At 31.3% G+C, this 22,864-nt stretch carries 30 protein-coding genes; 9 read left to right on the top strand and 21 right to left on the bottom strand.

Annotated elements, in window-relative coordinates; translation table 11 throughout:
• Positions 1-5: 5 nt before the first annotated feature.
• Positions 6-2,741 carry a dynamin family protein gene (locus tag CN692_RS02155; RefSeq protein ID WP_098117377.1) on the bottom strand — a complete coding sequence of 912 codons (2,736 nt, stop codon included), beginning with the start codon at positions 2,739-2,741 and terminating at the stop codon, positions 6-8.
• A gap of 192 nt (positions 2,742-2,933) precedes the next feature.
• On the opposite strand from CN692_RS02155, the gene CN692_RS02160 reads away from it, so the two are divergent.
• The gene (locus tag CN692_RS02160) at positions 2,934-3,398 is read left to right on the top strand and encodes a hypothetical protein (protein WP_098117378.1); all 465 of its coding nucleotides are present in this window, start codon (positions 2,934-2,936) and stop codon (positions 3,396-3,398) included.
• Between the two features lie 62 nt (positions 3,399-3,460).
• Here the strand turns inward: CN692_RS02160 and CN692_RS02165 are convergent, their stop codons facing one another.
• Positions 3,461-3,604 (bottom strand): imidazoleglycerol-phosphate dehydratase, encoded by a 144-nt coding sequence (locus CN692_RS02165; RefSeq protein ID WP_098117379.1) that lies wholly within the window; start codon positions 3,602-3,604, stop codon positions 3,461-3,463.
• A 102-nt stretch (positions 3,605-3,706) separates the two neighbouring features.
• Here CN692_RS02165 and CN692_RS26570 point away from each other — a divergent pair, with 102 nt between their 5' ends.
• A complete protein-coding gene (locus tag CN692_RS26570; protein WP_257131755.1) occupies positions 3,707-3,841 on the top strand; it encodes a hypothetical protein in 135 nt (44 codons plus the stop codon).
• An 81-nt stretch (positions 3,842-3,922) separates the two neighbouring features.
• Positions 3,923-4,114, top strand: a complete 192-nt coding sequence (locus tag CN692_RS02170; protein WP_098117380.1) for a hypothetical protein — start codon at positions 3,923-3,925, stop codon at positions 4,112-4,114.
• A 58-nt stretch (positions 4,115-4,172) separates the two neighbouring features.
• Here CN692_RS02170 and CN692_RS25965 read toward each other — a convergent pair whose 3' ends face one another.
• On the bottom strand, positions 4,173-4,349 hold the full coding sequence (locus CN692_RS25965) for a hypothetical protein (protein WP_179874354.1): 177 nt from the start codon (positions 4,347-4,349) through the stop codon (positions 4,173-4,175).
• 123 nt (positions 4,350-4,472) lie between these two features.
• Positions 4,473-5,048: a GNAT family N-acetyltransferase gene (locus CN692_RS02175; protein WP_098117381.1), complete on the bottom strand. Its 576-nt coding sequence runs from the start codon at positions 5,046-5,048 to the stop codon at positions 4,473-4,475.
• A 457-nt stretch (positions 5,049-5,505) separates the two neighbouring features.
• On the opposite strand from CN692_RS02175, the gene CN692_RS02180 reads away from it, so the two are divergent.
• The 3 genes from CN692_RS02180 to CN692_RS02190 are packed head-to-tail and all read left to right on the top strand — an operon-like array spanning position 5,506 to position 6,536.
• Entirely contained in the window at positions 5,506-5,877 is a 372-nt protein-coding gene (locus CN692_RS02180) for a DUF2089 domain-containing protein (protein WP_098117382.1), read from the top strand.
• On the top strand, positions 5,874-6,263 hold the full coding sequence (locus tag CN692_RS02185; RefSeq protein ID WP_098117383.1) for an SHOCT-like domain-containing protein: 390 nt from the start codon (positions 5,874-5,876) through the stop codon (positions 6,261-6,263). The genes CN692_RS02180 and CN692_RS02185 overlap by 4 nt, the downstream gene beginning before the upstream one ends.
• A gap of 18 nt (positions 6,264-6,281) precedes the next feature.
• Positions 6,282-6,536, top strand: coding sequence for a hypothetical protein (locus tag CN692_RS02190; protein WP_257131754.1), 255 nt, complete (start codon positions 6,282-6,284; stop codon positions 6,534-6,536).
• Positions 6,537-6,738: 202 nt separating this feature from the next.
• Here the strand turns inward: CN692_RS02190 and CN692_RS02195 are convergent, their stop codons facing one another.
• Positions 6,739-7,668: a helix-turn-helix transcriptional regulator gene (locus tag CN692_RS02195; RefSeq protein WP_098117385.1), complete on the bottom strand. Its 930-nt coding sequence runs from the start codon at positions 7,666-7,668 to the stop codon at positions 6,739-6,741.
• Positions 7,669-7,830: 162 nt separating this feature from the next.
• On the opposite strand from CN692_RS02195, the gene CN692_RS02200 reads away from it, so the two are divergent.
• Positions 7,831-8,289, top strand: a complete 459-nt coding sequence (locus CN692_RS02200; protein ID WP_098117386.1) for a VOC family protein — start codon at positions 7,831-7,833, stop codon at positions 8,287-8,289.
• Positions 8,290-8,612: 323 nt separating this feature from the next.
• On the top strand, positions 8,613-9,872 hold the full coding sequence (locus CN692_RS02205; protein WP_098117387.1) for a S1C family serine protease: 1,260 nt from the start codon (positions 8,613-8,615) through the stop codon (positions 9,870-9,872).
• A 69-nt stretch (positions 9,873-9,941) separates the two neighbouring features.
• Here CN692_RS02205 and CN692_RS02210 read toward each other — a convergent pair whose 3' ends face one another.
• From CN692_RS02210 to CN692_RS02225, 4 genes are all read right to left on the bottom strand, one after another.
• Positions 9,942-10,475, bottom strand: a complete 534-nt coding sequence (locus tag CN692_RS02210; RefSeq protein WP_098117388.1) for a DUF1003 domain-containing protein — start codon at positions 10,473-10,475, stop codon at positions 9,942-9,944.
• Positions 10,476-11,093: 618 nt separating this feature from the next.
• Positions 11,094-11,387, bottom strand: a complete 294-nt coding sequence (locus CN692_RS02215; protein WP_098117389.1) for a hypothetical protein — start codon at positions 11,385-11,387, stop codon at positions 11,094-11,096.
• Positions 11,388-11,528: 141 nt separating this feature from the next.
• Positions 11,529-11,711, bottom strand: coding sequence for a hypothetical protein (locus tag CN692_RS02220; protein WP_098117390.1), 183 nt, complete (start codon positions 11,709-11,711; stop codon positions 11,529-11,531).
• A 358-nt stretch (positions 11,712-12,069) separates the two neighbouring features.
• Positions 12,070-12,486 carry an NUDIX hydrolase gene (locus CN692_RS02225; protein WP_098117391.1) on the bottom strand — a complete coding sequence of 139 codons (417 nt, stop codon included), beginning with the start codon at positions 12,484-12,486 and terminating at the stop codon, positions 12,070-12,072.
• A gap of 856 nt (positions 12,487-13,342) precedes the next feature.
• On the opposite strand from CN692_RS02225, the gene CN692_RS02230 reads away from it, so the two are divergent.
• Positions 13,343-14,974 carry a P-loop domain-containing protein gene (locus CN692_RS02230; RefSeq protein ID WP_098117392.1) on the top strand — a complete coding sequence of 544 codons (1,632 nt, stop codon included), beginning with the start codon at positions 13,343-13,345 and terminating at the stop codon, positions 14,972-14,974.
• A 365-nt stretch (positions 14,975-15,339) separates the two neighbouring features.
• On the opposite strand, the gene CN692_RS02235 is transcribed toward CN692_RS02230, so the two are convergent.
• The 12 genes from CN692_RS02235 to hisIE all read right to left on the bottom strand — a co-directional run bounded on the left by CN692_RS02235 (position 15,340) and on the right by hisIE (position 22,856).
• Entirely contained in the window at positions 15,340-15,762 is a 423-nt protein-coding gene (locus CN692_RS02235; protein WP_098117393.1) for an SRPBCC family protein, read from the bottom strand.
• 186 nt (positions 15,763-15,948) lie between these two features.
• A complete protein-coding gene (locus CN692_RS02240; RefSeq protein ID WP_098117394.1) occupies positions 15,949-16,188 on the bottom strand; it encodes a hypothetical protein in 240 nt (79 codons plus the stop codon).
• 162 nt (positions 16,189-16,350) lie between these two features.
• Complete coding sequence (locus CN692_RS02245) at positions 16,351-16,599, bottom strand: hypothetical protein (protein ID WP_098117395.1); 249 nt, start codon at positions 16,597-16,599, stop codon at positions 16,351-16,353.
• Between the two features lie 72 nt (positions 16,600-16,671).
• Positions 16,672-17,025, bottom strand: coding sequence for a hypothetical protein (locus CN692_RS02250; protein ID WP_098117396.1), 354 nt, complete (start codon positions 17,023-17,025; stop codon positions 16,672-16,674).
• Positions 17,026-17,532: 507 nt separating this feature from the next.
• The gene (locus CN692_RS02255; RefSeq protein ID WP_098117397.1) at positions 17,533-18,294 is read right to left on the bottom strand and encodes an SDR family oxidoreductase; all 762 of its coding nucleotides are present in this window, start codon (positions 18,292-18,294) and stop codon (positions 17,533-17,535) included.
• A gap of 36 nt (positions 18,295-18,330) precedes the next feature.
• Positions 18,331-18,705 (bottom strand): MerR family transcriptional regulator, encoded by a 375-nt coding sequence (locus CN692_RS02260; RefSeq protein WP_098117398.1) that lies wholly within the window; start codon positions 18,703-18,705, stop codon positions 18,331-18,333.
• A 191-nt stretch (positions 18,706-18,896) separates the two neighbouring features.
• Positions 18,897-19,688 (bottom strand): GNAT family N-acetyltransferase, encoded by a 792-nt coding sequence (locus CN692_RS02265; protein ID WP_098117399.1) that lies wholly within the window; start codon positions 19,686-19,688, stop codon positions 18,897-18,899.
• A gap of 150 nt (positions 19,689-19,838) precedes the next feature.
• Positions 19,839-20,249: a DUF4288 domain-containing protein gene (locus CN692_RS02270; RefSeq protein ID WP_098117400.1), complete on the bottom strand. Its 411-nt coding sequence runs from the start codon at positions 20,247-20,249 to the stop codon at positions 19,839-19,841.
• Between the two features lie 116 nt (positions 20,250-20,365).
• Complete coding sequence (locus tag CN692_RS02275; protein ID WP_098117401.1) at positions 20,366-20,836, bottom strand: DinB family protein; 471 nt, start codon at positions 20,834-20,836, stop codon at positions 20,366-20,368.
• A 200-nt stretch (positions 20,837-21,036) separates the two neighbouring features.
• The gene (locus CN692_RS02280) at positions 21,037-21,237 is read right to left on the bottom strand and encodes a hypothetical protein (protein ID WP_098117402.1); all 201 of its coding nucleotides are present in this window, start codon (positions 21,235-21,237) and stop codon (positions 21,037-21,039) included.
• Between the two features lie 159 nt (positions 21,238-21,396).
• On the bottom strand, positions 21,397-22,218 hold the full coding sequence (gene hisJ, locus CN692_RS02285) for a histidinol-phosphatase HisJ (RefSeq protein WP_098117403.1): 822 nt from the start codon (positions 22,216-22,218) through the stop codon (positions 21,397-21,399).
• A complete protein-coding gene (gene hisIE / locus CN692_RS02290) occupies positions 22,215-22,856 on the bottom strand; it encodes a bifunctional phosphoribosyl-AMP cyclohydrolase/phosphoribosyl-ATP diphosphatase HisIE (RefSeq protein WP_098117404.1) in 642 nt (213 codons plus the stop codon). Before hisIE ends, hisJ begins: the two co-directional genes overlap by 4 nt.
• Between the last annotated feature and the right edge of the window lie 8 nt (positions 22,857-22,864).

Below are 22,864 nucleotides of genomic sequence, written 5' to 3' on the forward strand. Positions count from 1 at the left end.
TTTTATTATTTACGTAATGTTAAAAACTCTAATTGTCTTAAACGCACTGTGAAGAATGTAATCGGATCAAAGTAAATACTTGGATTTGATTTCATGTCATCTAAAGTACGGTTATAGTTAGAAATTGCTAATCTTATTTCATCAACTAGCTCATGAATTTGCTCAAATGGAGCATTTAAGAACATAGCTAAATCTCTTGGTAAAGTCTTTTCAAACATTTCAAATTGAAGGAAAAACTTAGTTGATAGGTCAGATGTAACATCATCGTAGTTTACATTATCAACATATTTTTGGTATTGAGCAACAAGCTTCGATTTATTTTGAGGTAATAAACCTAATAAGATTCCTGAGCTCTTTAAAATAAATTGAGATGGTGATGAGTTTAATAATATATTCATCTCATCTAATTGAGTCATACTAGTCATTCGATCAGCATCACGGCGCCAGTCATCTAATACTTTAAAGTCACACTCAAGGCTTAAATATTCATTTCCAATATACTCATTTAAAGAATTACTCATTTCTGCTAAATAGCTTTGAGTACCTTCTAGTAATACACCAGATTCTTTAATCCAATTTTGAAGTGCTTCATTTAATTTTGGTAAAGTAGTCGCTCTGACATACTCACCAATTCGTTGATTCATCTCTTCATTTACAGTTTCAAGAATAGTACTGAAATCACTATCTTCTTTAATTAAATCTTTACATTCCTTTAATAGGCCAGGAACACTTAATTTTAAATCATATTTTAATTCGTCTTTTAGCTCACGATATGAGTTTTTAATTGTATTTAAATGTTCCATTTCTTTATCTTTTAAAGAATGTAATAAACCGTTTAACTTTTCATCAAGAACTTCATTCCATTCTACAGTTGCACGTAACTCGTCTTCTTTTTCAACTCGTTTTTCAAGTAAGAAATTGATTAGTTTTCGAATTGCTAATAATAATTTCTCAGTTTGCTTTGAATTAGCCTCAGTTGATAGCACATTCTTCTCAATAAATAGTTCTAAGTCTTTAAACTGATCTTGATTATTATAAATAGATGAGTATGGTAATACTTTAGCACCTGGGAAGTCTACCGTAATTTTTGATTGTATTTCATTACGAACACGTTCAATCTCTTCTTTACTATAAATCGAATCCATTTTATTTAAAATAAAGTGAATCGGCAGAGTTGGTAGTTCTTTTTGAATAGTAATTAGTAATTTACGTTCATTCTCTGTATAAGGTGCAGTAGCATTTAGTACAAATACAAGTCGATCTGCTAATTTAACAGATTGTAATAATGCTTTTGTATTAATTGTGTCTCCATCAATTCCTGGAGTGTCAATTATTGAAAGGTTATGTTTTTCTAAAAATGAATTTGGCAATTTATAGTAAACTAGTTCATCACCTTTTAACAGATTATTTTCAACTGTTGTTAAATCATAAAAATCAGAGTATTCAGCAAGCTGCGTATTTCCTTCGTTCGAGAATACAATTATTTCTGACTCATTATTTTGCTCAAATAATACAGGCATTGTCGTAGAAGATCCCATCATCTTCTCACCTAAAAGTGAGTTAACAAATGAAGATTTTCCGTTTCCAGCTGTTCCTGCTACTAGCATAGTTGTATTTTCAAATTGAGTTAATTTGTTTGTCCACCATTCAAAGCTGTCGCCAACTTCAATTTCATTAATAACAGACCATTGTAGAATGTTTTCAAATAACTCTTTTCCAATTTCAAAGCAATCAGGTGTTTGCATAAGTTGTTCAAATGCTTTCTCTGCATCAACAACTATTTGCTGATCGATACGACCCGGGAATATACGATCCCATGCTAAAGTTGCAGTTGTTGCTAAAACCGCACCTTTCAAATCAGTAATGCGCAACCAATTTGTTAAGAAACTTGGCATCATCTCTTCAAGCTGTGCTACAAAATATTCACCTTCAACTAATGCCTCGTAAGTCATTGTATAAATTAAAGGCAAACGATTCCATTTAACACCTGTTTCAACGTTGATTTGGAATAACATATCGTTAAATGTTTGTAACCAATTTACATAAACTGATTGTTCACGATAACTGTTCCATAATGCTTCTACCATTAATTCAAAATGCTCTAGATTTACTTTACTTAATGAAAGTAACGTTTGCACGAAATAACTTGGTGCCATTTCTCTTGTTACACCATTTATGATATATTCCTTCAAAATGATAAACCATTTTAAATCTTCTGTTCGGATTGATTCGTCTGAAGCTAATGCTACAGCACTGTTCCAATCGTGGTTTTTCTCATAAAAATTACGAGCAATTTTTGTTACATTAGGATAATCAGGATCATATTTCACTGCTTCTTTAATAATACGATCTGCTTCCTCATATTTCGCAACATCAATATAAAGTGAAAATAATTGTAAGTAGATCTCAGATGTTAGAGTTCTACTTTCTGTTTTAACTTCTTTATAAAGTTTCTCTGCTGTTTCATATGAACCAATCTCATAATAAGAATCAGCTATATTTTTCTTTGCCCAATCACTTAACTGGTTTCCAACCTTTTCCCATTTGAAAACTGCAGATTCAAAATCTTTATTTTCAAAATAAACTTCACCTTGTGCAAATCGGATCGAAGAAAGATCCATCTCTTCATCTTGCTCTCTGTAAAGGTCTGCTAAAACCGCAATCGGATGATTTTCGTTATGATTTTCATTTAAATATGATTTATAAAATTCTTTTTTAATAAATTGTTGTTTTACTGCCATTTCATCACCTACTATGTATAATTAAATCTAAAAATAAGCCAAAGGAATGTGTTAATTTAATACAGCATTATTATTCTACCAAATTAGAGTAACACAAATTGTGACAATTAGATGTCATTTTCTATAGAATTTTGTTATATTTGTTACGTTACAAACAAAACATAGGAAAAATAATAACTATTTGGAGGCATTATGCTTACTTACGAAGAAAAAATTAAGATCATCGAATCATTTCCAGAATTAACTCAAAAACCTGTTTCACTTGGGCGTACAAACTTCCAATTTGAAGAAAGTTTAAAAGAAAAAAAGAACGTTGTTTTTCATTTACATCCCAATGGTAATGGATTTGTATATGCTGAAGGAATTAAAGGATATAAAACAAATGACAAAGGCATGGTAAATATAAGAGACTTTTCTGAAAACGAACTTCGCACAATTTTATCGAAGTCGATTGAAAGCCTTTCTGTTGAACCAACCTTTGATGAATATGAAGAAGAAGTAGAAGAAATTTGGATAAATGAAAATGGACAAACTCTTATATTAGTCTCAGAAATGGACATGTGGAATGTATATGCAGGAGAAAATCTTGACGGTACCTTCAATAGTTACGGTGAAGCTTGTGAATATTTAGATGAAGAAGGTTTTCAAATAAAATAGTTCAAAATTAAGGGTTAAATAAAAGAGCTTGAAATTTCCAAGCTCTTTTTTTTATTCCTTTTTTAGTGTAGTTCTGTTTGAGATTTGCTTCCTTTTTTAGAACGATACTCGTTCCCTTTTGTGTTGTCGCCGCTCGCTGGTGCTTGGCCATGAAGTTCTGGTGCATTTTGATTTTTACTACCTTTGCTGCCATTTTTGCTTGTCATCATTCTTCCTCCTAATACCATTTATCATAAATAGATTCCCATAATAAATAAGAGATTATTCAAGGAATTTAAGCACATAATAACAAAAAAGGAGGGTTAAACATGGCAAAAGGACATACAAACAAAGGACCACAGAAAAGTTCTGTCGATCAATTTGGACATTCAGAAGAATCAGCATACTCAAAGAGCAAAAAAATGGAAGAATTTCATAAGAAAAATACCGAAAAAGAAAATTAACTTGAACACTTATTTGACTTGCTTATTTTCCTTCAACAAGTCATTATATAGGTAAGATGAAATTGGAGGAAAACTAAATTTATGAGCGAAAATAATGAAGTGAAAAATGAACAAAAAAAAGTAAGTCTTCAAGACTTAATGAGACAAAAATTAGCAAATAAAAAACAGCAAAATTCTAACTCAAATATGGGTTTAAATGCTGTTAAGGATACGACTAAAAAGAATCAAATTGCTAAGAAACCTAACAATCAACGTAAACGTATGGGTGTTTAAAAAATAATGAGGATGTCCTATTTAAGGGCATCCTCATTTTATATAGTTATACTGTTTATTAATAAAAATGCGAAGCGCAAGGCGTTGTTCGTGCAAATAATACTGTAAAATTTGCAATTAAGAAACTAGAAACTGCAAATAAACGTTGAAGTGCAAATAAAAATAGAGAATCCGCAAATAAAATTGGAAAATCTGCAATTAAAATGACCAAATCTGCAAAATAGAAATCCTCCACCAATATACCCCTCATTTTGCTTCTAGTCAGACTTAGATCAATAATTTTTCTCAATATAAAAAGGCCTGCCCAAGTATCAGTTTACACTAACCTTTAGGAAGGCCCCTTTTATTTTGTAAATTTTCAAATGTCTTCTAAAAGGTTTGGATTCGTTTTATTTTCACCAAATGTAAGTACTTCTTCTACAGGTTGATAAGCTTCCCCATAAAAATGTGTATCCCTATATGTATGGATCATATTATATGTTTTTTTCATCGCTTTAAAAATCATCTCTTCACTCTCGTTATTTGGTGACCAGTACAAGATTTCCATCGAATTTATTTCTTGAGTAGCAAGTGAACGTCTATTGTATCCAATTGATTGGGCATGCTCAAACCCTTCTCTTTTATAAAAACGAAGCCTTTTTTCTGTATCCGTATCTTCATAATTTACAGGTTCAACTTCTAAAATAATTGGTTTTCCCTTCTTTTTAAGCATATTAAGCAGTTTATTACCAAGTCCTTGACCGCGCGCATCTTTAGAAACAAATAAGTAATCTATAAATACAAAGTCTTCCAGTTCAACATACATCAACACATGATGAGGTCCTTCTTCTTTATGATAAATATTTGAACGCTCTTTTAATAATGTTTCCATGTGCTCTTTTGATTTCATTTCTTCAACAGGAAAATACTGATTCAGTTTTTCATACCAATGCATCCAAAATCTCCTTTTCATACATGCTATTTTAAAGGAAGTATTTGAAGTATTTAACATTTTCATGCAAGTAAAGTATTAATTATTAAAAAGATCATGTAAAAACTTTCCACTACTTCAAAATAATCTTTTCCCCTTTCTTAAGTGACTACCCTGTAAACATTTTAATAGCCACTTAAATTCAATCATTGGATAACCCAAGTAAGTATGTATTACCAGTTTTGAAAGGTTTTATACTACTTTTTCATTACTAGTTTTCTTTTTACTTTTCTAACAATCCTTCAAAAATTCAATAATTTCATTCCCACTTCATAATTATTAAGCAACAAATTAATTTATTTAATACTCAAATTAACTTATTGAATTAAATTATAAAAAAATATAAATATTTTTAAAGTTTTTGTTTGAAAATTTAAATATATGGTGTATTATATGATTAAATAAAAGAAAGGAGAATTGTATGGCGTATCCTTTACTTACAAATTGTCCTGTTTGCCAGAAGACGCTTAAAATTACTAAGCTACAGTGTAACCATTGCCACACAACGGTTGAAAATGAATTTGAAGTTTCAAAACTAGCGGCTCTTGGCCAGGAACAGCTTCATTTTATTGAGATTTTTCTTAAATGCCGAGGTAATATTAAAGAGGTCGAAAAGGAGCTAGGAATTTCCTATCCGACTGTGAGAGGAAAATTAGATGAGATTATCTCAGCTCTAGGCTACTCCTCTCAAAAGAAACCAGAAGTAGATAAAACAAAAATTGTAACATTATTAGAAAAAGGCGAAATTACGGCGGAGAAGGCCATTCAATTATTAAAAGAGGGGGAATTATAATGGATGAAATTTCTAGAATCTTAACATTGGTAGAAGAAGGTAAAATTGATAAAGACAAAGCGAGTGAATTAATTAATATTTTACAAGTTAAAGATCAACCTGAGTTTGTAGCAGCAAAAAAAGAAGTACCTTATGGAAATAAAATGTTAAAGATTCGTGTGACTTCTGATGTTGGCGATAATGTAAATGTGAATTTACCAATTAATCTAGTAAAGGCTGTTTTAAAAGTAGGTACAAATATCGCTGAAAAAATACCGGAAGCAGAAAAATATGTAAAAGATATTAATGTTGACCTTCTAATTGAAGCAATCGAAAACGAATTAGTAGGACAGATCATTGATATTACTTCAGCTAATGGTGATAAAGTTTTTGTGGTTATTGAGTAGATTATGTTAAGAGTCAAGTTGAAAGTTAACGAAAAGCGTTTCTCCATCCCTGTTCCCTATTCTGTTTTAAATTTGGCTTGTTTAATTATTACATCAAAAAAGATTAATCATTTAATTAATAAAGCAATCGAAAAAGAAGGTAGTAAATTCATCTTCCCGAAAATTGAAAGAAGTGATTTGAAGCCATTGTTGCAGGGTCTTTCTAAAAATCGTGGAGTTACCCTTGTCGAAACGAAATTGAAGGATGGAACTGAGGTCGTAGTAAAACTTTAAGATCACATTTTTAGTATTTGACTTTTTGACCATCTTTTAGCACTTGAGCTCATGGTCGTTCCAACTTGAAAAGTCTAATTTCTAGTAAGAAGTGGAGAAATTAGACTTTTTATAAAAAAATAGATCTTCAACATAGTAACGCATAAAAACCAAAGGAACTTTAGGCAAAGTTCCTTTTTTCAATTTTATTTTTTAGATTGGTTCATTCTATATTTTCAAGTAAATCTTTATAATATTGTCGTAAACTTTCTTTTAAAATAATGGGTTCAATGATTTTGACCGTATTGCCTAATTTGGCAAGATATTTAATGATAAAACCTAGTTCGTTTTGCTCATATGTACCAATTAAATATGTTTTTTCAAGCTCATTGATCATTTTCATAGATGGGTAGTGTTCCTTTTGAAATAATTCGATCCCCTCTTCATTAATCAACCATTTAAATTTAACAGCGTTTTCTGATGGTTTCCAAAGCGAATGTGAATTTAACTTCGTAATTTCCTTTAATTCCTCTAACGGCTGAATATTCGTTATCTCAGCTGAAGAAATGCGATCGCAACGGAAAACACGGTACGCCATTTTATCCATATCATAAGCTTGACAATACCAGTACTCCTTTAAAACGTATATAGCAATTGGATGAATAGTACGAGAAATATTTTTATAAACAATTTTAAGGACAATATTTTGAACAGCTGCCATTAATAAGATTTCTAAATGTTTACATTCTTCGATTTGTACGGCATTTTGAAAAGATACTCGATTTTGCATCCGCGCTATTTCCTGCTTTTGACTTTCCGACAGTTCATTGATAAATTTTTCATGTATTGTTCGGTAGGATACTTGAAATGGCAAATTCGAATAGCTTCCAAGTGCCTGCATAGCAAAGTAAAGCGCAATAATTTCTTGAGTATTAAAAGAAATAGGTGGGAGCTTCATTTGATTAAGTATTCGATAGCCTCCATAACGACCATATTCTGCATAAAGCGGTACGCCAATTTCCTCTAAGGAAGATACATCTCTTAAAGCTGTCCTTTTTGAAATCTGAAATTCCTGCATTAAATCCTGAAGTGTAAAATGCTGTTTTTGATTAATAAAGCGAAGAATTTGATTTATTCTTTCTGATTTTTTCATAAAAACACCTCTTAATGGTGCCTAAAATTGTCACCTTTAGACAGTATACTTGTAAGTGTAATCAATATTGTTTAAGAAAACAATATGAACTTATTTATAAATTGGAATACTACCAATGATCTCAATAAGGAAAAATTCACAATAACTAAAGGAGCTAATACGATGACTGTACAATTAAACTCATTTTTAATGATGGATGGAAATGCAAAGGAAGCAATTGAATTTTACAAAGAAGCTCTTGATGCAAAACTTTTATTTAGTCAAACTTTTGGAGATGCACCAGAAGACCCCAACTCCCCACTTCCAGAAAACTTAAAGGATTTAATCGCACACGCAATCTTAAAAATTGGTGAAACAAATATTATGATTGCAGATCTATTTCCCACTATGATTTATCGAAATGGGAACAATGTTAATATTTGTATTACTACTAATGAAATAGAGAAAACCAACTCTTTTTACAATTTGTTGAAGGAAGATGGCCAGGTAGTTATGCCATTGCAACAAGTCCATTTTAGTCCAGCTTATGGCATAGTAACTGACAAATACGGGATTACTTTTCAAATTTTCACGGCAAAATCAGAAGATGCAGTAAAAAGAGGACATCAAAAAGAAATTTAAGTAATTAATACCTCAATCTTTTACCTATCAAAACGTTACGTTATCTTTAAATTAGAAGGAACTTCATTCATTGCGAAGAAGTTCCTTTTCATTGTAAACTACCTCATTCGATAATCTTTCACCCTTTATTTTGATGATTAAAAAATAAACTGATTTTCTCAAAACTAAAAATAACAAATCAATTTTTATTAAAGAATAACTAAAAATTCTATGAATAAAATGGTTTGACGGGATAATGGTGTAACATTGTTGGCAGGCATATAGATTGGTGCGCATCAGGAAATTAAGCAACTGTCGAATCTATATTGGAAAGGTGGAGTTGAATGAAAAAGAAAGCGCTTTTTTCCATTCCAATTAGTTTGCTACTAATCGCCATGATTGTCACTTCGTTTTTCTTAATTCACATGAAACCAAACACAAAAAATGTATCACAAGCACACAAATTAGCCGTTTACACAAAATCTTCTGTTGTACGAATTTTAGATTATGCAACAGTCAAATGGTCTTTCGACTTATCCGATCAGCGTGTGATTAATGTTCTTCAAAAAGATGATTTCAAAACATCAGTATCCGATTTAGGATCCGGTGTCATTATTAGTTCAAATGGATACATCATCACAAATTCTCATGTGCTAGAAAGTTCACATATTATGACAGATGAAGATATTGGGACTAATGCTTTTGATATAATTGTGAATGAAGTAGCATCTGCAAACAATTGGGACTATGATCAGACTTACGATTATATGTATAAAAATACAACATATAAAGTAATCGAAAAAGGAACATCTGTCTATTTACCTGATGTAAATGAAGCAATTAAAGCAGAAGTTAAAATGAATACTTCCTTAACTAATGCAGCACAAGATGTAGCTGTATTAAAAATTGATGGAAAAGGCTTTCCAACCATCCCTCTAGGTGATTCTGATTCCCTTCAAAGTCAAGATCGAATTTGGGTGATTGGTTACCCAGCCGCAGCAGATTCTAATTTATTTTCAGATGATTCATTACTTGTCCCAACGATGAACGAAGGGCAGATTTCAGCCATTTCAAAAACAACCAAGCAAGGCACACCAGTAATACAAATCAATGCTGCTGCAACACACGGAAATAGTGGCGGACCGGTCATCGATCAGAATGGAAAAATCATCGGATTGCTCACATTTCGTGGTGACACCGTAAACGGTCAAGAAATACAAGGGTTCAATTTTGCTATCCCAGTCAATACAATTAAAAAATACATTGATTTATTAAATATACCCCATTCACGCAGTAACACTGATCGATTATTTAAAGAAGGAGCGGAGTTGTTTTGGGGTGGTTATTATAAAGATGCTCTACTAAAATTTCGTGCTGTCCAAGAAATCTATCCAAAGTACGCTGATATCAACCAATTCATCAGTGATTCTGCACAAAAATCTGATAGTAGTAAAATACTGTGGACTAATTATAAGGAGGCTTTTCTCCAATTTTATGTAATTTCTATTTTAATCATCATCGCTTTACTTATTTATACATTTACTTCTAATTCAAAACAAAATGTAAAAAATCCAACATTAACTGATCAAGATAAGGACGGTTGACTTTATTGAAAACACTGATATTCGTCATTAAAAAAAGGACTGTCAATATTTCGACAGTCCTTTTGCATTTTAATTTTTTTGTTTAAGCAAATCTCTAATCTCAGTTAATTGATTCTCTATATTGGTTAGTCGACTTTGCATATCATCAATCTCTTGTTCTGCCTTATAATTTATTGCAAAATCGATAACCGATTCATGTTTATCTCTTACTGCTTGACGGTTTTGACTCATCATAATGACTGGTGCTTGAAATGCTGCAATAAATGATAGACATAAGTTCAGCAAGATAAAAGGCTCAGAGTCAAAATGAAATGATTTCGTAAACGATAAGCTATTCCATATCATCCAGGCAGCAAGTGTACCACTAAACCATATAATAAATTTCCAACTGCCACCAAATTGCGCTATTTTATCTGCAATCCGATCAGACAATTTTGTTTTTTGTGTGTAATCACTATCTAAATGATGCAGAATTTCTGACTCATAACGATCCACAAGTCGATCAATTCGTGTTAAGTTTTCTTGGTTTAAATCAATATCAAAACCTTGTATTTTTTTTGGTTGTTTTTTAAAGTTAATTTGCTTCCAAATGTTTTGTACCATGCTTTAAAACCTCCTCTTTTATTAGAGGAAGCCATGTTTCAAAAGCTTATTAAAGGCGGACTACATTTTTATAAAGTAATCCTCCTCGGATATTCAATTGTATGACTTCCTCTGACGTCGGTAAATTATCCGACTCACCTATACTGGGACTACCCATAAAAATGTTCCACCTCACTTTTTTTAGTAAAATTACTCTTCTTATTATATGACGACTTATCCATTTGGACTATACTAATTTACCAAAAAATTGGTATATTCCTATATATATTTATTCCAAATTTTCGATATTCCTTATATAAGTCGCAAACGTGATCATAATTTTAACCACTATCATATACGATATCATACATTCACTAAATTTTTCATAAAAATGCTTGATTTCTCTAGTACTTTTTAAATCTACAACATTTCCAAATTTTTATAATAAAAAGATCCTCAATCTAGAAAAAATCCGTATAGATTCGGCAGTACTACTACTTAAACACATAAAAAAATCCCACTATTCGTTAGTCGGATTGTTCTAGTAATTTATTAACGTTTTTTAGTTCAGTTGTTAAAAAGTTTTTACCTATTACTTCAATACACCAAAAGATGATTTATTAAGTTCATCCAAATAAATTAAGGATGTAAAAGAAATCTTAAATTTGATCGTACGCCAAGTACTATAAATCCAATCCCTAACAAAAACCATAGTGATCTCACTAACCAAACTGGCAAAAATCTTAAAAATCCACCAAGAACCAATGTTAGTATTAGACCAATGCAACCTAAAACTTCATTTCCATAAATGGTGATCTCTTCAGCATTACTTAAGTATTCTTTATTATTTTCATTTGTGTATATTCCCTGTAAAATTAGTAGTAAGCCTGCTATACACAATCCTACTCGAATTACCCAGTTAATCGACCACATAAATCCTCCTGATTGATAAAATTAACCCGCTTTTATTACTAAAAGTTTTAACGTTACTAAAATCTCTTGGATCATAAATTTTACATTTTCTTTTTGTTTATATCTATCCTAATAAGCAAATGTGGGAGAAAACACGTGCTTCTATTTTTCTGCTTTTTTAAAACTGAACCACAATAGTGGAATAATAGTCGTGAAAGCTATAAGTATATCTACAAATTTTACAGAGAAAATTGTTTTGTATTTTACTAAAGAAAGACTAATCGTAATTACAACTCCAATCATAAAGAATGGAAATATTTTTTTATAAGTAATTTTAATAGCCAAACATTTTTCACCAGAAAAGATGACGCAACCAGAATGTTTAAAGCAATTGTTACTAATGTAATTAATAAAATAACTAAATAAATTATGAAAAACCATTTCAAATAGGTTCGAGTTGCGTTTAAGAAACTTGCGCTACTTAATATTACTATTGAAAATACAAGCATCAATCCGGTTAATATATAAAATAGCTTATAAATTTTTCCGGTCATAGATAAATAGGTTTTCATTTTTAAATCTTTAACTCCTCAACTTTGAAATATGATTCTAAACTAAGCGTTTGACAAACCATTAAATCAGTACTCAAAACTGTGAATGTCAGGATTATTAGTACTTTCGTGGTAGTTGTAATAACGTTTTACTAACATTCGCCCTGAAATATGTACGGTGTTGAGGATTTTAATAAACTCTCTACACCTCCTGAATGATAAGGCATTAAACTATTAGCGGTATTTATGTCTACCCATTTTACTTCTTCAATTTCGTTCTGATCTTTAATAGTAATTTCTCCTCCAATTATTTTCGCTGAGAATGTAAACATTATACCGTGATGCCCTTGCTTATTAAAAAATGCTTCATTAATTGCATTTATATTTAATACTTCAACAACTAAACCAGTTTCTTCATTTGTCTCACGTATAACTGCCTGTTCTATGGTTTCTCCTTTTTCTACTGCTCCACCTGGTAGTGACCAAGTAGAATTTTGATTTTTAACCATTAATACTTTCTCCGCTGTTTCGTCATAAATAAAAGCATATACTACATCTACTCTCTTCATTAACAACACCTCTTGCTATTCTTCTATATATATATATTAGCATTTTATTTCCTTAAACTATGCTCTCTAAAAGTATAATAGGAACTAATATTATCGTATATATTTTTTAACCTGTTAACGTGTGTGAAACACAGTACATATTTTTCCTACTACAAACTTTTCATGATATTGGATAATTCGTTAAATACTTGTTATTTCCTTTTTGGAACAACTCTGCTATTTACTTCAATACAAAACAATATACAATACACCTATTGTCAAATGGTTAAATTAATGGTAGGATTGGTTCTATCAAAATAAATTTTAATGAGGTGAGGATAACAATGAAAACAAAAAATTATATGTCTTATCCTCATATTACTATTTAGTTATTTTTTTATGAATACATTAGATCAAGCTCTGAGGATAGGATTCACTCTCAGGGCTTTTATATTTTTAGGCAAATGATCGTTTAATCGTTCTTGCCGACCTATTTTATGACAGCCACTTACTGAGTGGCTGTTATTTTTTTGGAAAAAAATTACTCAAGACAACAATACTGGTAAGGATTTAATCGTTTGTCTTACAAATTAATTTGAAATCTATTAGGGGGAATATGTATTGAAATTGATTTACTTAGATTGGAATTTTTGTCATGGAAAATTTCAAACAGTGCCTGTTTATGTTTAAGCAGGCTAATACATGGAGATTAGGGGTCAACTCGTTTTATCGTTACTTTGCTCCAAAGGATAAAGGGCCCCCATCTCGAGGAAAGGTTTCCGTTATTCACTGCTTTCCAAATATGAAAGGATGATGCTTTATTAAAAGACTCGCTCAATATTTTCGCTCATTACAATCAGGACAATCATCTTACAGTATGATTTATGAAGACCCAATCTATTGGAATAATGATGTTGCTTATTACATTGAAAAGACACATAAACTCACACCGGATAAGCCATGTATCACCATAAAAATTCCTTTTGATCGTCTTGGCTTAGATGAAAAGATGGATCAAGTTGTTCTCGCAGATTTTGCTTTAAGAGAATGGGTTGATCAAATTAATACATTAAATGAATTGATCTATAACCGCTCACGAACCGATAAAGAAAATGGTGCATTTTATTGTTTTCGTCCAACAAATGTGCTGTTGAAACGCAATGTATCCTTTGTCGAAGTCATCTCGGAAAAATGGTATTTATGCATAATGATTACAGTACAACTTCCATTCAAGGATAATAATAAAGCTATGCGAATGCTATGCAAAATGCTTCCAAAAGAAGTGGAGAAGTTTATTACAAGTTTTGATCTCATAAAATTAAATACTGCCTTGAAATTGGTAAAAAAACAACATATGATTCGCGAATGGCTAAAAACCAATGGTTATTGTGCATTTATTGGAAATGGTAGCATTTTGCCAAGAAATAAAGAAAAAAATGGTCCACTAGAGGGTGCTTTGCCTTTTACATCCCCAGAAGATGTTGAAGTTGAAATTTATGGTATGCGCGGAATGGGTATAAAACGTGGTGTCACTGTCATCACCGGTGGTGGTTATTCGGGTAAAAGTACAATGTTGGACGCACTAAATTCTGGGATTTACAACCATATTATAGGAGACGGACGAGAATTTGTAGTTACAGATCAAAGTGCAATGGAAATTTCTGCAGAGGAAGGCCGTTCCATAAAAAATATCAATATTACACCGTTCATAAAGTGGATCCCAAATAGCTCGGCAGAACAGTTTTCTACTGACTATGCCTCTGGTTCTACATCTCAAGCTGCAAATATTATGGAAGCAATCAATTATGGATGTAAGCTTCTTCTTATTGATGAAGATAGAAGTGCGACCAACTTTATGATTCAAGACATCAAAATGCGTTCATTAATTAAGCATGAGCCGATTACACCTTTTACGGAACGTGTTAGGGAACTTTATGAGGCTGTTGGCGTATCTTCTGTTCTTGTTATTGGTGGAAGCGGGGAATTTTTATCCGTAGCCGATCAAATTATCTTAATGGATAACGTTGTGCCAAAAAACGTAACGCAAGAAGCAAAAAATTTATGTGAAAATGACAAACCACATGAACGTATCCCCCATACAAACTGGGAGAGAGAAAGAAAAATAAACACCGATCACTTTTCGAGCTATCCACAAGGTAGCGGTACAGAAAAGCTGATTGTTTCAACGATGGGATACATGATGATAGGCGATGAACAAATTGATATCAGAGGACTATACAATATCACATCACACGCCCAGCTTGCAGCTATTGCCTTTTTAATTCGAAAAATAGCCATAAATAAACAAGATCGCCACATCTTACTTCATGAAAAGATCAAAAAAGCTCTCGAAGACATGGAAAGAGATGGAGTGGATATTGTATTTTCTTCCTTTTTTCCTGGTTTCGAAAGATGGCTTGAATTACCTAGAATTAATGAAGTATTATCTGTCATAAACCGAATGAAACATTTAACTTTTATTCAGCCAGAGCCATCTGAACAACTCTAAGCATGTCATAATTATTTGATTGTCTTATAGGAACTTAGAAAACTATCAAACTAAAAAAAGATATATGATAAATAAAGAACCCGTTTTGATCAATTTAACGCTAGAGCTTGTGTACTTCGTTGATAGGCTTGTGATTTGTGCATAAAGTGGAGGTTTTTGTTCATATTGTTGTGTGTTTTGTGCATAAGGCGTCTGCTCTATTTTGAAAAGGCGCTTCCATGTCTAAATCGTGCTCAATCAATGAATGCACTTCTATCAATTCATCATTTAGTTTAAAAAAATTCGATATTTTCTTTTTTAAATCCTTAATTTCTAGTGCAAAAAAGAGAATGATTTAATAAAATCATTCTCTGTAAGTCTACTTATTAATTTGTTTGCTCCGCATACTTTTTGAAATTGTCTAGAATAGATTGCCATCCTTGTTTTTGAAACTCAGGTGGATTCGTTGTTTCAGGATCGAATGTTTCAATTACTTCTGTTTGGTTTTCTTTTTCTCTAAAGGTGATATCTACTTTTCTTCCATCACCTAGCGTATAGGCAATGAGTTCATACGTTTTTACATCATCATAGATTCCTCCAAAATCGAAACCAAAACTGCCATCCTTTGCTTCCATTCTTGAACAGAATTCTCCGCCAACTCGTAAATCATTCTCGGCTTTTGGTGTGTGCCAGTCCTCTGAAGGAGTGTTCCATTTTTTGATATGTGTTGGTTCCGTCCAAAATTCCCAAACTTTTTCTACTGGTGCATTAATAATTGTTTCAACTGTTACTTTTTTAGTTGTATCCATTTTATTACCTGCCTCTCTTTGATATAAAAAAATTTAAAGAAAACTTCCACTTGTCAGGCCTATTGTATAAGCTTTCTGAAAGTCACAATTACTTAATCCCCTAACGAGTTAAGTATAACCAATTAGTAACGGAAATAGTTTAAGTACTCTGTAATTCAACTATAACTATGCAAAAGTTGAATAAAATTACTCATTAATACCTTTCTTTATGAAATTAATACCTATAAAAAAGAATATCAAACTAATAACCAATGGAATTAGTCCAATAGTAAATAAAACAGAACCAAATGGACCTAAACGCCAATTATAATGTGCACCATATGGTTTAGCTACATACAAAGAATAAACTGCAGCTGTAATAAGTGTCATTCCTAACAAAAGAATGCTTGATAAAATTCCTATACCGCCAATAAAAAGGTTCTTCATTTTTGTTTCTCCCTGAAATTATGTTTAATTTATTAAATTCGAGTTGGAGAAGAGGAATCCTTTTTATTAAACTATATTGTCAATTAGTGCAAAAAAAATAGGTAGCCTTTGTAGACGATCATTGTATACCTAACGCAATGCGTTTAGTTTCAAAAGTAGATTTTATGGATTTCGATTCTCCGTTGAAACATTTTTATTCCCAAGTTTGTGTTCGATAACCTTTAACAAAATCCCAATGGCCAGTCCAAGTAAGATGAAGCTCATAAATAATAAAGTTAATAATGAAGCGTTCTTTGACAAAGGTTCGATATGGGTTCGAGTAACGTAATAATTTGTAGCAAACCTACTACTTCCAATCATTATGAAAACTGCCATTAAACAAATAACAAAGTTTTTTATTTTTTTGTTCATTCATTGACATCCTTTTGTTTTTTATATTAATAATATCAACTTAACTATTTTTTAATTTGGGGTAATCTCGTTTTACTCGTTAAAGTTCACAAACGAACCAATTAAAGCCCCTATTCCAGCAAACAGTACTGTTGATGAGCCTTTTAGAAATGAACTTTCAAAAAATGCAATATTTAATACTCCATTATAAAGAAAAATAAATAAGAAGCAGATGACAATAAAATACCATTTTGAAGTAAAGCTACGACTCAAACCATGTTCTTTCATCTTCTTTTTAAACAAATGTTGCGTGTAGTAAAAGAAAACACAAAACAGAGCCACAAAAACTGACACGATACCAATCGGAAATTCCATTTTTATAATTGCATAAATTATCATAAATATAATTCCAGTAGTTACTGATTCAATCACTACATACCTATTCATAAATACTCCTTCTTATCCATTAGTTTTCTATCTGTTATTTTTACAACGGTAGCTGAATTACACATTCATTATTTTAGTAATTTCAGCATATACGTATTTTGCCAAGAAGATAGGTACTTTCTGATAATGGATTAAATCCTTACACATAACGATTTCGCCATTTTGTGTCATGGTTGTTTTTGTGTTACTAATACAGCATATAATGGTTATAGTATTTTTTACGAGTCAATTAAATCACTCTTTCTGATTGATTTAAAAGTAGTTTAGAAAATTATACCTACACACAGGTGATTTGTAACTTAGACGAATTTCCCATTTTTGATTGAAATTTGATTATCCTTAAGCATTTAAACTGCCATTATGTTACATAAAAAGCCCTATAACAAAACGACAAAAAAGACAAATTCGAATTAACGAACTTGCCCTTTTTTTAATTATTTTTTTCTCCAGATTTAAGTATCCAATCAACATAAACTTAACTTAAAAACTTTTTGAGTCTAAAGATGATTATAAAATTGTATTTTTCAAAGCATTGTACATATTTTCAACGTGCTCATCGACTTTATCGCGTGACATACGTAGTCTTTCAACGGAAGATCCATATCCAATTTCTTGTTTGCCATCTTCTAATCCTTTAAAAATTCCATCTGCGAATTCATCTAAAGGTTCGCCATGAGTATGCAATCCTGCCCCGCCTAAATCTGTATTAACTGCAGGAGGAGCGATTTCAATTACTTCTACAGTTGAATCAGATAGTTGGTGTCTCAAGCCAACTGTAAATGAGTGGAGTGCAGCTTTTGTTGCCGAATAAATTGGAGCAATTGCCAAAGGAGTAAATGCTAATCCAGATGTAACATTAATAATAGCCGCTTCTTGTTTTGTAGCAAAAAATGGAGCAAACAGCATGGAAAGGTGAATTGGAGCTTCGATGTTTGTTGTGATTTCATTATTGAAATATTTCCAATCGTTTTTCGCATCTGCTTTTAAGACATTAAAACGTTGTTGAATCCCTGCATTATTTACTAATACATTCACTTCTGGATAGTTATTTGTTACCCAATCAAACAATAAAGCGCGGTCTGATTCAGTGCTTAAATCACTTACATGAGTAATAAGCTCTGGGAATTTTTCTTTTGCATCTTTAAGAACATTTTCACGTCGACCTATAATAATAACTTTATTTTCTAATTTTAAAAAGCGTTCTGCAATAGCCAATCCAATACCAGTACTTCCCCCTGTAATAAGGATTGTATTTCCTGTAAGTTTCATTTTATTTCCTCTTTTCCTTACGTTTTTAAAAGGAACTTATCCCTTTTCTTGTTCAGTACGTTTTAGATAACGATTAATTTTCAAATCAATACCCTCTAATGATTTTGTCATTAACGAAATTTCTTCTAGTACTGCCTGCTTATGATTTTTCATCATTTCAAGTCGTAATTCAGTCGTTTGATCACCTACCACTACCCAATCGATATATTGCTTTATACTACTTATAGACATGTGAGTATTCTTTAAACAAATCACTGTTTCAAGAAGTAACATTTGATTTTCTGAGAACAGCCGTCTACCTGCATGATCACGTTCAATTAGTGGCAGTAAGCCCTTTTTTTCATAATATCGTAATGTAGATTCTGTAATATTAAATTTTGCTGCCGCTTCACTAATTGAACAATATTTCATAAGTTGACCTCCAAAATGTTACTTTCATCGTCGACTTGATTATCATACGACTTAAACCATAGTTTAAGTCAACAAAAGAAATAAATTATTTGTCGCCCATGGAAATCATTTTTTTAGCATTAAGCAAATTTTTTAGTATGTAATATAACGCTAACCGATTAACAGAGTAATGAAAAAAAATAAACTTATAATTATTTATATGTATACATCATCCAAAATCCAATATCTTCAAACCCAATTCGCTTATAGATTGCACCGGCTTGAGGGTTATCATAGAACAAACACAATTCTTTCCCTTCTTGTAAAAGCGTATTACAAAGCTTGAGCATACACTTTGTTGCATATCCCTTTTTCTTATAGCTTTCTAGCGTTGCGACTCCTACAACCATTGCTGACAAAGTATTTTCCGCCGCAGTTGAAGCACTTGAAACCATTTTTCCATCTTCCTTAATAAAAAATGAACGTGAAGTACCATCAGTCAGAGTTCTACGTTTTCTTTCCACTGAAATAATCGAATCACTAAACTCTGGAACAGATGTCAATAATTCTACAAGTTCTTCTGCATCTTTGGGTGATGCTTGTTGTACATTTAAAAGTTCACCATGATTAGTTGAAATTAATCGTTTACACTTGGCGTAATATGTTTGTCTTTTTGTTTTAAGCTCTTTAGTTAAGTATGGCTCAATTTTTCCAGTAATCTCTTTGAGACCAGACATATACTTAAAGTCAGGATCATTCGAAATAATCTCTGCAAATTCTTTTGCATTAAATGAATCCGCTGCAAATGGGATATAGTTTTCTTGGTATTTTAACAATATGGCTACTAATTCTCCATGATCGTTAAACTCTCCCCAAACCTTTTGAAATTCTTGGTCATATCCATAAGCTTCAATGTCACCAATAATAAATAAGTTTTCAGCGCTTCTAGACTTTAATAAGTTAAAACAAACCACATGATCACTCTGATTAAGCCTTCTTATCATTGTTTTTCTCCCCCTACATAGTAAAAACAAACAAAAAATATTTTCATCATTTTACAGTAAAACGAACATATTGAAAAGGGAAAAATTAGTATTTTCTAAACTTTTAAAAATATTAAACTCTTGCATATCATCTTTATGATTACTAGCCTATTAATTATTTTCCTTCACTACTTCTGGATAATATTGAAAAATAAGATCATCTTTCGATAAATCCTTTGGCACTCTTATAAAGCGCGAATACAACTCAGTTCCCGTTTGAAGTTTTTTATCAAATAATTCAAAGCAATCTAGGATTTCAATGAATTTCCATTCTACTGTTTCACCAAATTGATTTAAATAATCAGTTTCATTTTTTAAAGCTTCTTTTTCACCAATTAAATAGGCTTGTTCCTCTGAAGGAGCCTTGATTAGTAGAATGGTTTCTTCAAATGTATTAAGATCATCGATTTCATAATTTATTTTTTCTGGTGAAGGATTTCCAGATATTTTACATTCATATATTACTTTTACTGCAAACCATTCCCATTCTTGTGTCACTTTTTTTCGTAATCTTTTCTTCATTTTCCCTCTCCTAAGTTATTACAGTTTATCTATAGAGTATTATCATGTTTTATACAAAAAAAAGACAACATTTAGCTGCCTTCATAATCTATTAATATTAAAATTTCACTTTATATTCATCGATGAGATGGCCACGATCCTTGCATTTTTCTAATTTGAATTATTTGACCTGTATGATAGGCTTCATGAAGAAGTATATCCATTAGCTTAATTTCGAAAGAATCTCTATTTAGATCCTCTTCCGTAATATTATTTAATTGTTGTCTTAAACTTAAATGGGCATTTTCCAATCGTTCAAATACTTTTTCCCATTCGTTTTTATGATTAGACTGTTCAGTAAAGTTAAAGGTTTCATCACCATCTAGTTTTTTTGTCCATTCTCTACCTTCTAAGTTTGCTACTAACCTCTCTTTATAATAAAGCAGATGATTAACGTTTTCCCAGATTGATTTCGTTGCTTCTCCAGTAGGTTTCCAATTAGCTTGTTCAGCACTAATTCCTTCGATTGAATCTTTTAATGGAGCAAACCAGCTTTCCTGATCATACGTTTTGTCTAATACATTTAAAATTAAATCTTTTCGATTCAAAATCTACTCCTCCTTAAACTCGATTAATTTAAGAAAATTACTTCTGTAGAGTCGCGGTAACCACTGTTAATTTATTCAACATAGAGTAGCCTTTTCCTTTTCTTATCTCGATTTTATATAGATATTTGTATTTTGTATCAACCCATTCTTTAAAAATAAAAAAAGAGCCAAAACAATGACTCTTTAAATAATAGTTAGATTTATAATAAAGTTAAAAAATTAAGAATGAAAACAACTAAAAGAACAGCAGAAAGCACGCCAATTTTTTGAATCTTGGTTCTTTTCCGAAACCATTTCCATCTATTATTCTCTTCATTTACATTTCCAAATTGAAAATGCATCAAATAATCAATTGTACTCATTATTAAAGCACCTAAAATGATCCATGCAATATGTGACATTCAATTTCTCCCTTAATATAAATAGTTTCTAACTCTTACTTAATTATACTTCAACGATTATTAGTTGTAATTTGGGGGAATTTCATGGTTTTTCAAAAAAAAACACTTCTACAAATATAAAAAAGACGATAAATTCATCAATTTATCGTCAGAACAAGATCATTTAATAGTTGAAGAATAAACCTCATATCCTCGTCCAATATCCTTTACACTATGAGAATCCGAACCATACATAAATGGGATATTTAATGAATTTGCAATTTCAACTACGTGTTTTGGTGGGTAGGTTTCACCACAATATTCTTTAAATAGTCCCGCTGTATTATAGTCTAAAATATAATTTTTTTCTTTTACTAGTTTTAATACTTCAATTTGTTTATTTATTATTTTTTCGGTATCTTCACACTTTAAAAATTGCATAAATTTATTACATAATGTCATATGGCCGATTCGTGTTGGTTTAAATGGACCCATTTCATCTAAAATTGATTGTTTCACAGCATCGTAATAGGCAAGTTGAAACGCTTCTACACTACCATAGTAATTTACTAAGCCACTCAGTGTGTCTTCAGCTTTATAATCTATACAATGCCAACCATCTTTCCCTTCCAAATAATGAACAGATAATAGACCCGTATCACAATATTTACCGTATTCTTTTAAAAATTGTTTAAACCATACCGATTCGCTAGGTAAATAATCGTATTCAAAGCCGATTTTGATTCGAATTCGATCTTTGTATTGATCTCTTACTATATTCATTTCCTTAATATAATCGTCTACATCATTTTCAGACATTGAAAGTGATGCAACTGCTTCATCTGGCTTTAAAACATTTTGAAATGATGACGGTATTGGAGTATGCTCGGTGATATGGTATTCATCGAAACCAAGTTCAATAGCTTTCTCAATCATTAATTGTACATCGTCTCCACTTCCGTGTGGACAATATTGTGTATGAGTGTGTCCATCAATCTTCAAGATTTTACTTTCTCCTTTCTGTTGATTAAACTATTGTTTATTTCTTCAAGTTTTATTCCCTTTTCTACCATTAAGACCATTGTGTGATAGACAAGATCACTAATCTCATAAATTAATTCCTCTGTTCCCTCATTTTTAGCTCCGATGATCACTTCACTTGTTTCTTCACCTATTTTTTTCAATATCTTATCAATTCCTTGATTAAATAAATATGTAGTGTAAGATCCTTCAATTGGATTCTTTTTTCGATCAAGAATTGTTTCATAGAGATTTGGTAAATAAGATGGCACTTCATTTTTTACATCATTCTCTTCATTTAATGATAATTTTTCTGAAAAACAACTATAGTTTCCTGTGTGGCATGCAACGCCTACTTGCTCAACTTGCAGTAAAATTGAATCTTGGTCGCAGTCATACGATACTGATTTTACATATTGTAAATTCCCTGATGTTTCACCTTTTTTCCATATTGCTTGGCGACTCCTACTATAAAAGGTTGCAAATCCTGTTTCAATTGTGAGATTAATTGATTCATAATTCATATACGCTAGCATTAATACTTCCTTTGTATCTACATCTTGAACGATTGCTGGTACTAATCCTTGTTCATTAAATCGAATCTTTTCTATATCAAACATGTTTGCTC

The organism is Bacillus sp. AFS002410, assembly GCF_002556365.1.
Classification (GTDB): domain Bacteria; phylum Bacillota; class Bacilli; order Bacillales; family Bacillaceae_G; genus Gottfriedia.

Coding starts and splice junctions, on each gene's coding strand:
- CN692_RS02255 (WP_098117397.1), bottom strand. CDS start 18,294: ATGAAACTTACAGGAAATACAATCCTTATTACAGGGGGAAGTACTGGT.
- CN692_RS02225 (WP_098117391.1), bottom strand. CDS start 12,486: ATGAAGAGAGTAGATGTAGTATATGCTTTTATTTATGACGAAACAGCG.
- CN692_RS02235 (WP_098117393.1), bottom strand. CDS start 15,762: ATGGATACAACTAAAAAAGTAACAGTTGAAACAATTATTAATGCACCA.
- CN692_RS02230 (WP_098117392.1), top strand. CDS start 13,343: ATGATTTATGAAGACCCAATCTATTGGAATAATGATGTTGCTTATTAC.
- CN692_RS02165 (WP_098117379.1), bottom strand. CDS start 3,604: ATGACAAGCAAAAATGGCAGCAAAGGTAGTAAAAATCAAAATGCACCA.
- hisIE (WP_098117404.1), bottom strand. CDS start 22,856: ATGTTTGATATAGAAAAGATTCGATTTAATGAACAAGGATTAGTACCA.
- CN692_RS02260 (WP_098117398.1), bottom strand. CDS start 18,705: ATGAAATATTGTTCAATTAGTGAAGCGGCAGCAAAATTTAATATTACA.
- CN692_RS02180 (WP_098117382.1), top strand. CDS start 5,506: ATGGCGTATCCTTTACTTACAAATTGTCCTGTTTGCCAGAAGACGCTT.
- CN692_RS02270 (WP_098117400.1), bottom strand. CDS start 20,249: ATGAAGAAAAGATTACGAAAAAAAGTGACACAAGAATGGGAATGGTTT.
- CN692_RS02160 (WP_098117378.1), top strand. CDS start 2,934: ATGCTTACTTACGAAGAAAAAATTAAGATCATCGAATCATTTCCAGAA.
- CN692_RS02280 (WP_098117402.1), bottom strand. CDS start 21,237: ATGTCACATATTGCATGGATCATTTTAGGTGCTTTAATAATGAGTACA.
- CN692_RS02215 (WP_098117389.1), bottom strand. CDS start 11,387: ATGTGGTCGATTAACTGGGTAATTCGAGTAGGATTGTGTATAGCAGGC.
- CN692_RS02205 (WP_098117387.1), top strand. CDS start 8,613: ATGAAAAAGAAAGCGCTTTTTTCCATTCCAATTAGTTTGCTACTAATC.
- CN692_RS02210 (WP_098117388.1), bottom strand. CDS start 10,475: ATGGTACAAAACATTTGGAAGCAAATTAACTTTAAAAAACAACCAAAA.
- CN692_RS26570 (WP_257131755.1), top strand. CDS start 3,707: ATGGCAAAAGGACATACAAACAAAGGACCACAGAAAAGTTCTGTCGAT.
- CN692_RS02195 (WP_098117385.1), bottom strand. CDS start 7,668: ATGAAAAAATCAGAAAGAATAAATCAAATTCTTCGCTTTATTAATCAA.
- CN692_RS02175 (WP_098117381.1), bottom strand. CDS start 5,048: ATGCATTGGTATGAAAAACTGAATCAGTATTTTCCTGTTGAAGAAATG.
- CN692_RS02240 (WP_098117394.1), bottom strand. CDS start 16,188: ATGAAGAACCTTTTTATTGGCGGTATAGGAATTTTATCAAGCATTCTT.
- CN692_RS02200 (WP_098117386.1), top strand. CDS start 7,831: ATGACTGTACAATTAAACTCATTTTTAATGATGGATGGAAATGCAAAG.
- CN692_RS02155 (WP_098117377.1), bottom strand. CDS start 2,741: ATGGCAGTAAAACAACAATTTATTAAAAAAGAATTTTATAAATCATAT.
- CN692_RS02245 (WP_098117395.1), bottom strand. CDS start 16,599: ATGAACAAAAAAATAAAAAACTTTGTTATTTGTTTAATGGCAGTTTTC.
- CN692_RS02265 (WP_098117399.1), bottom strand. CDS start 19,688: ATGATAAGAAGGCTTAATCAGAGTGATCATGTGGTTTGTTTTAACTTA.
- CN692_RS02250 (WP_098117396.1), bottom strand. CDS start 17,025: ATGAATAGGTATGTAGTGATTGAATCAGTAACTACTGGAATTATATTT.
- CN692_RS02170 (WP_098117380.1), top strand. CDS start 3,923: ATGAGCGAAAATAATGAAGTGAAAAATGAACAAAAAAAAGTAAGTCTT.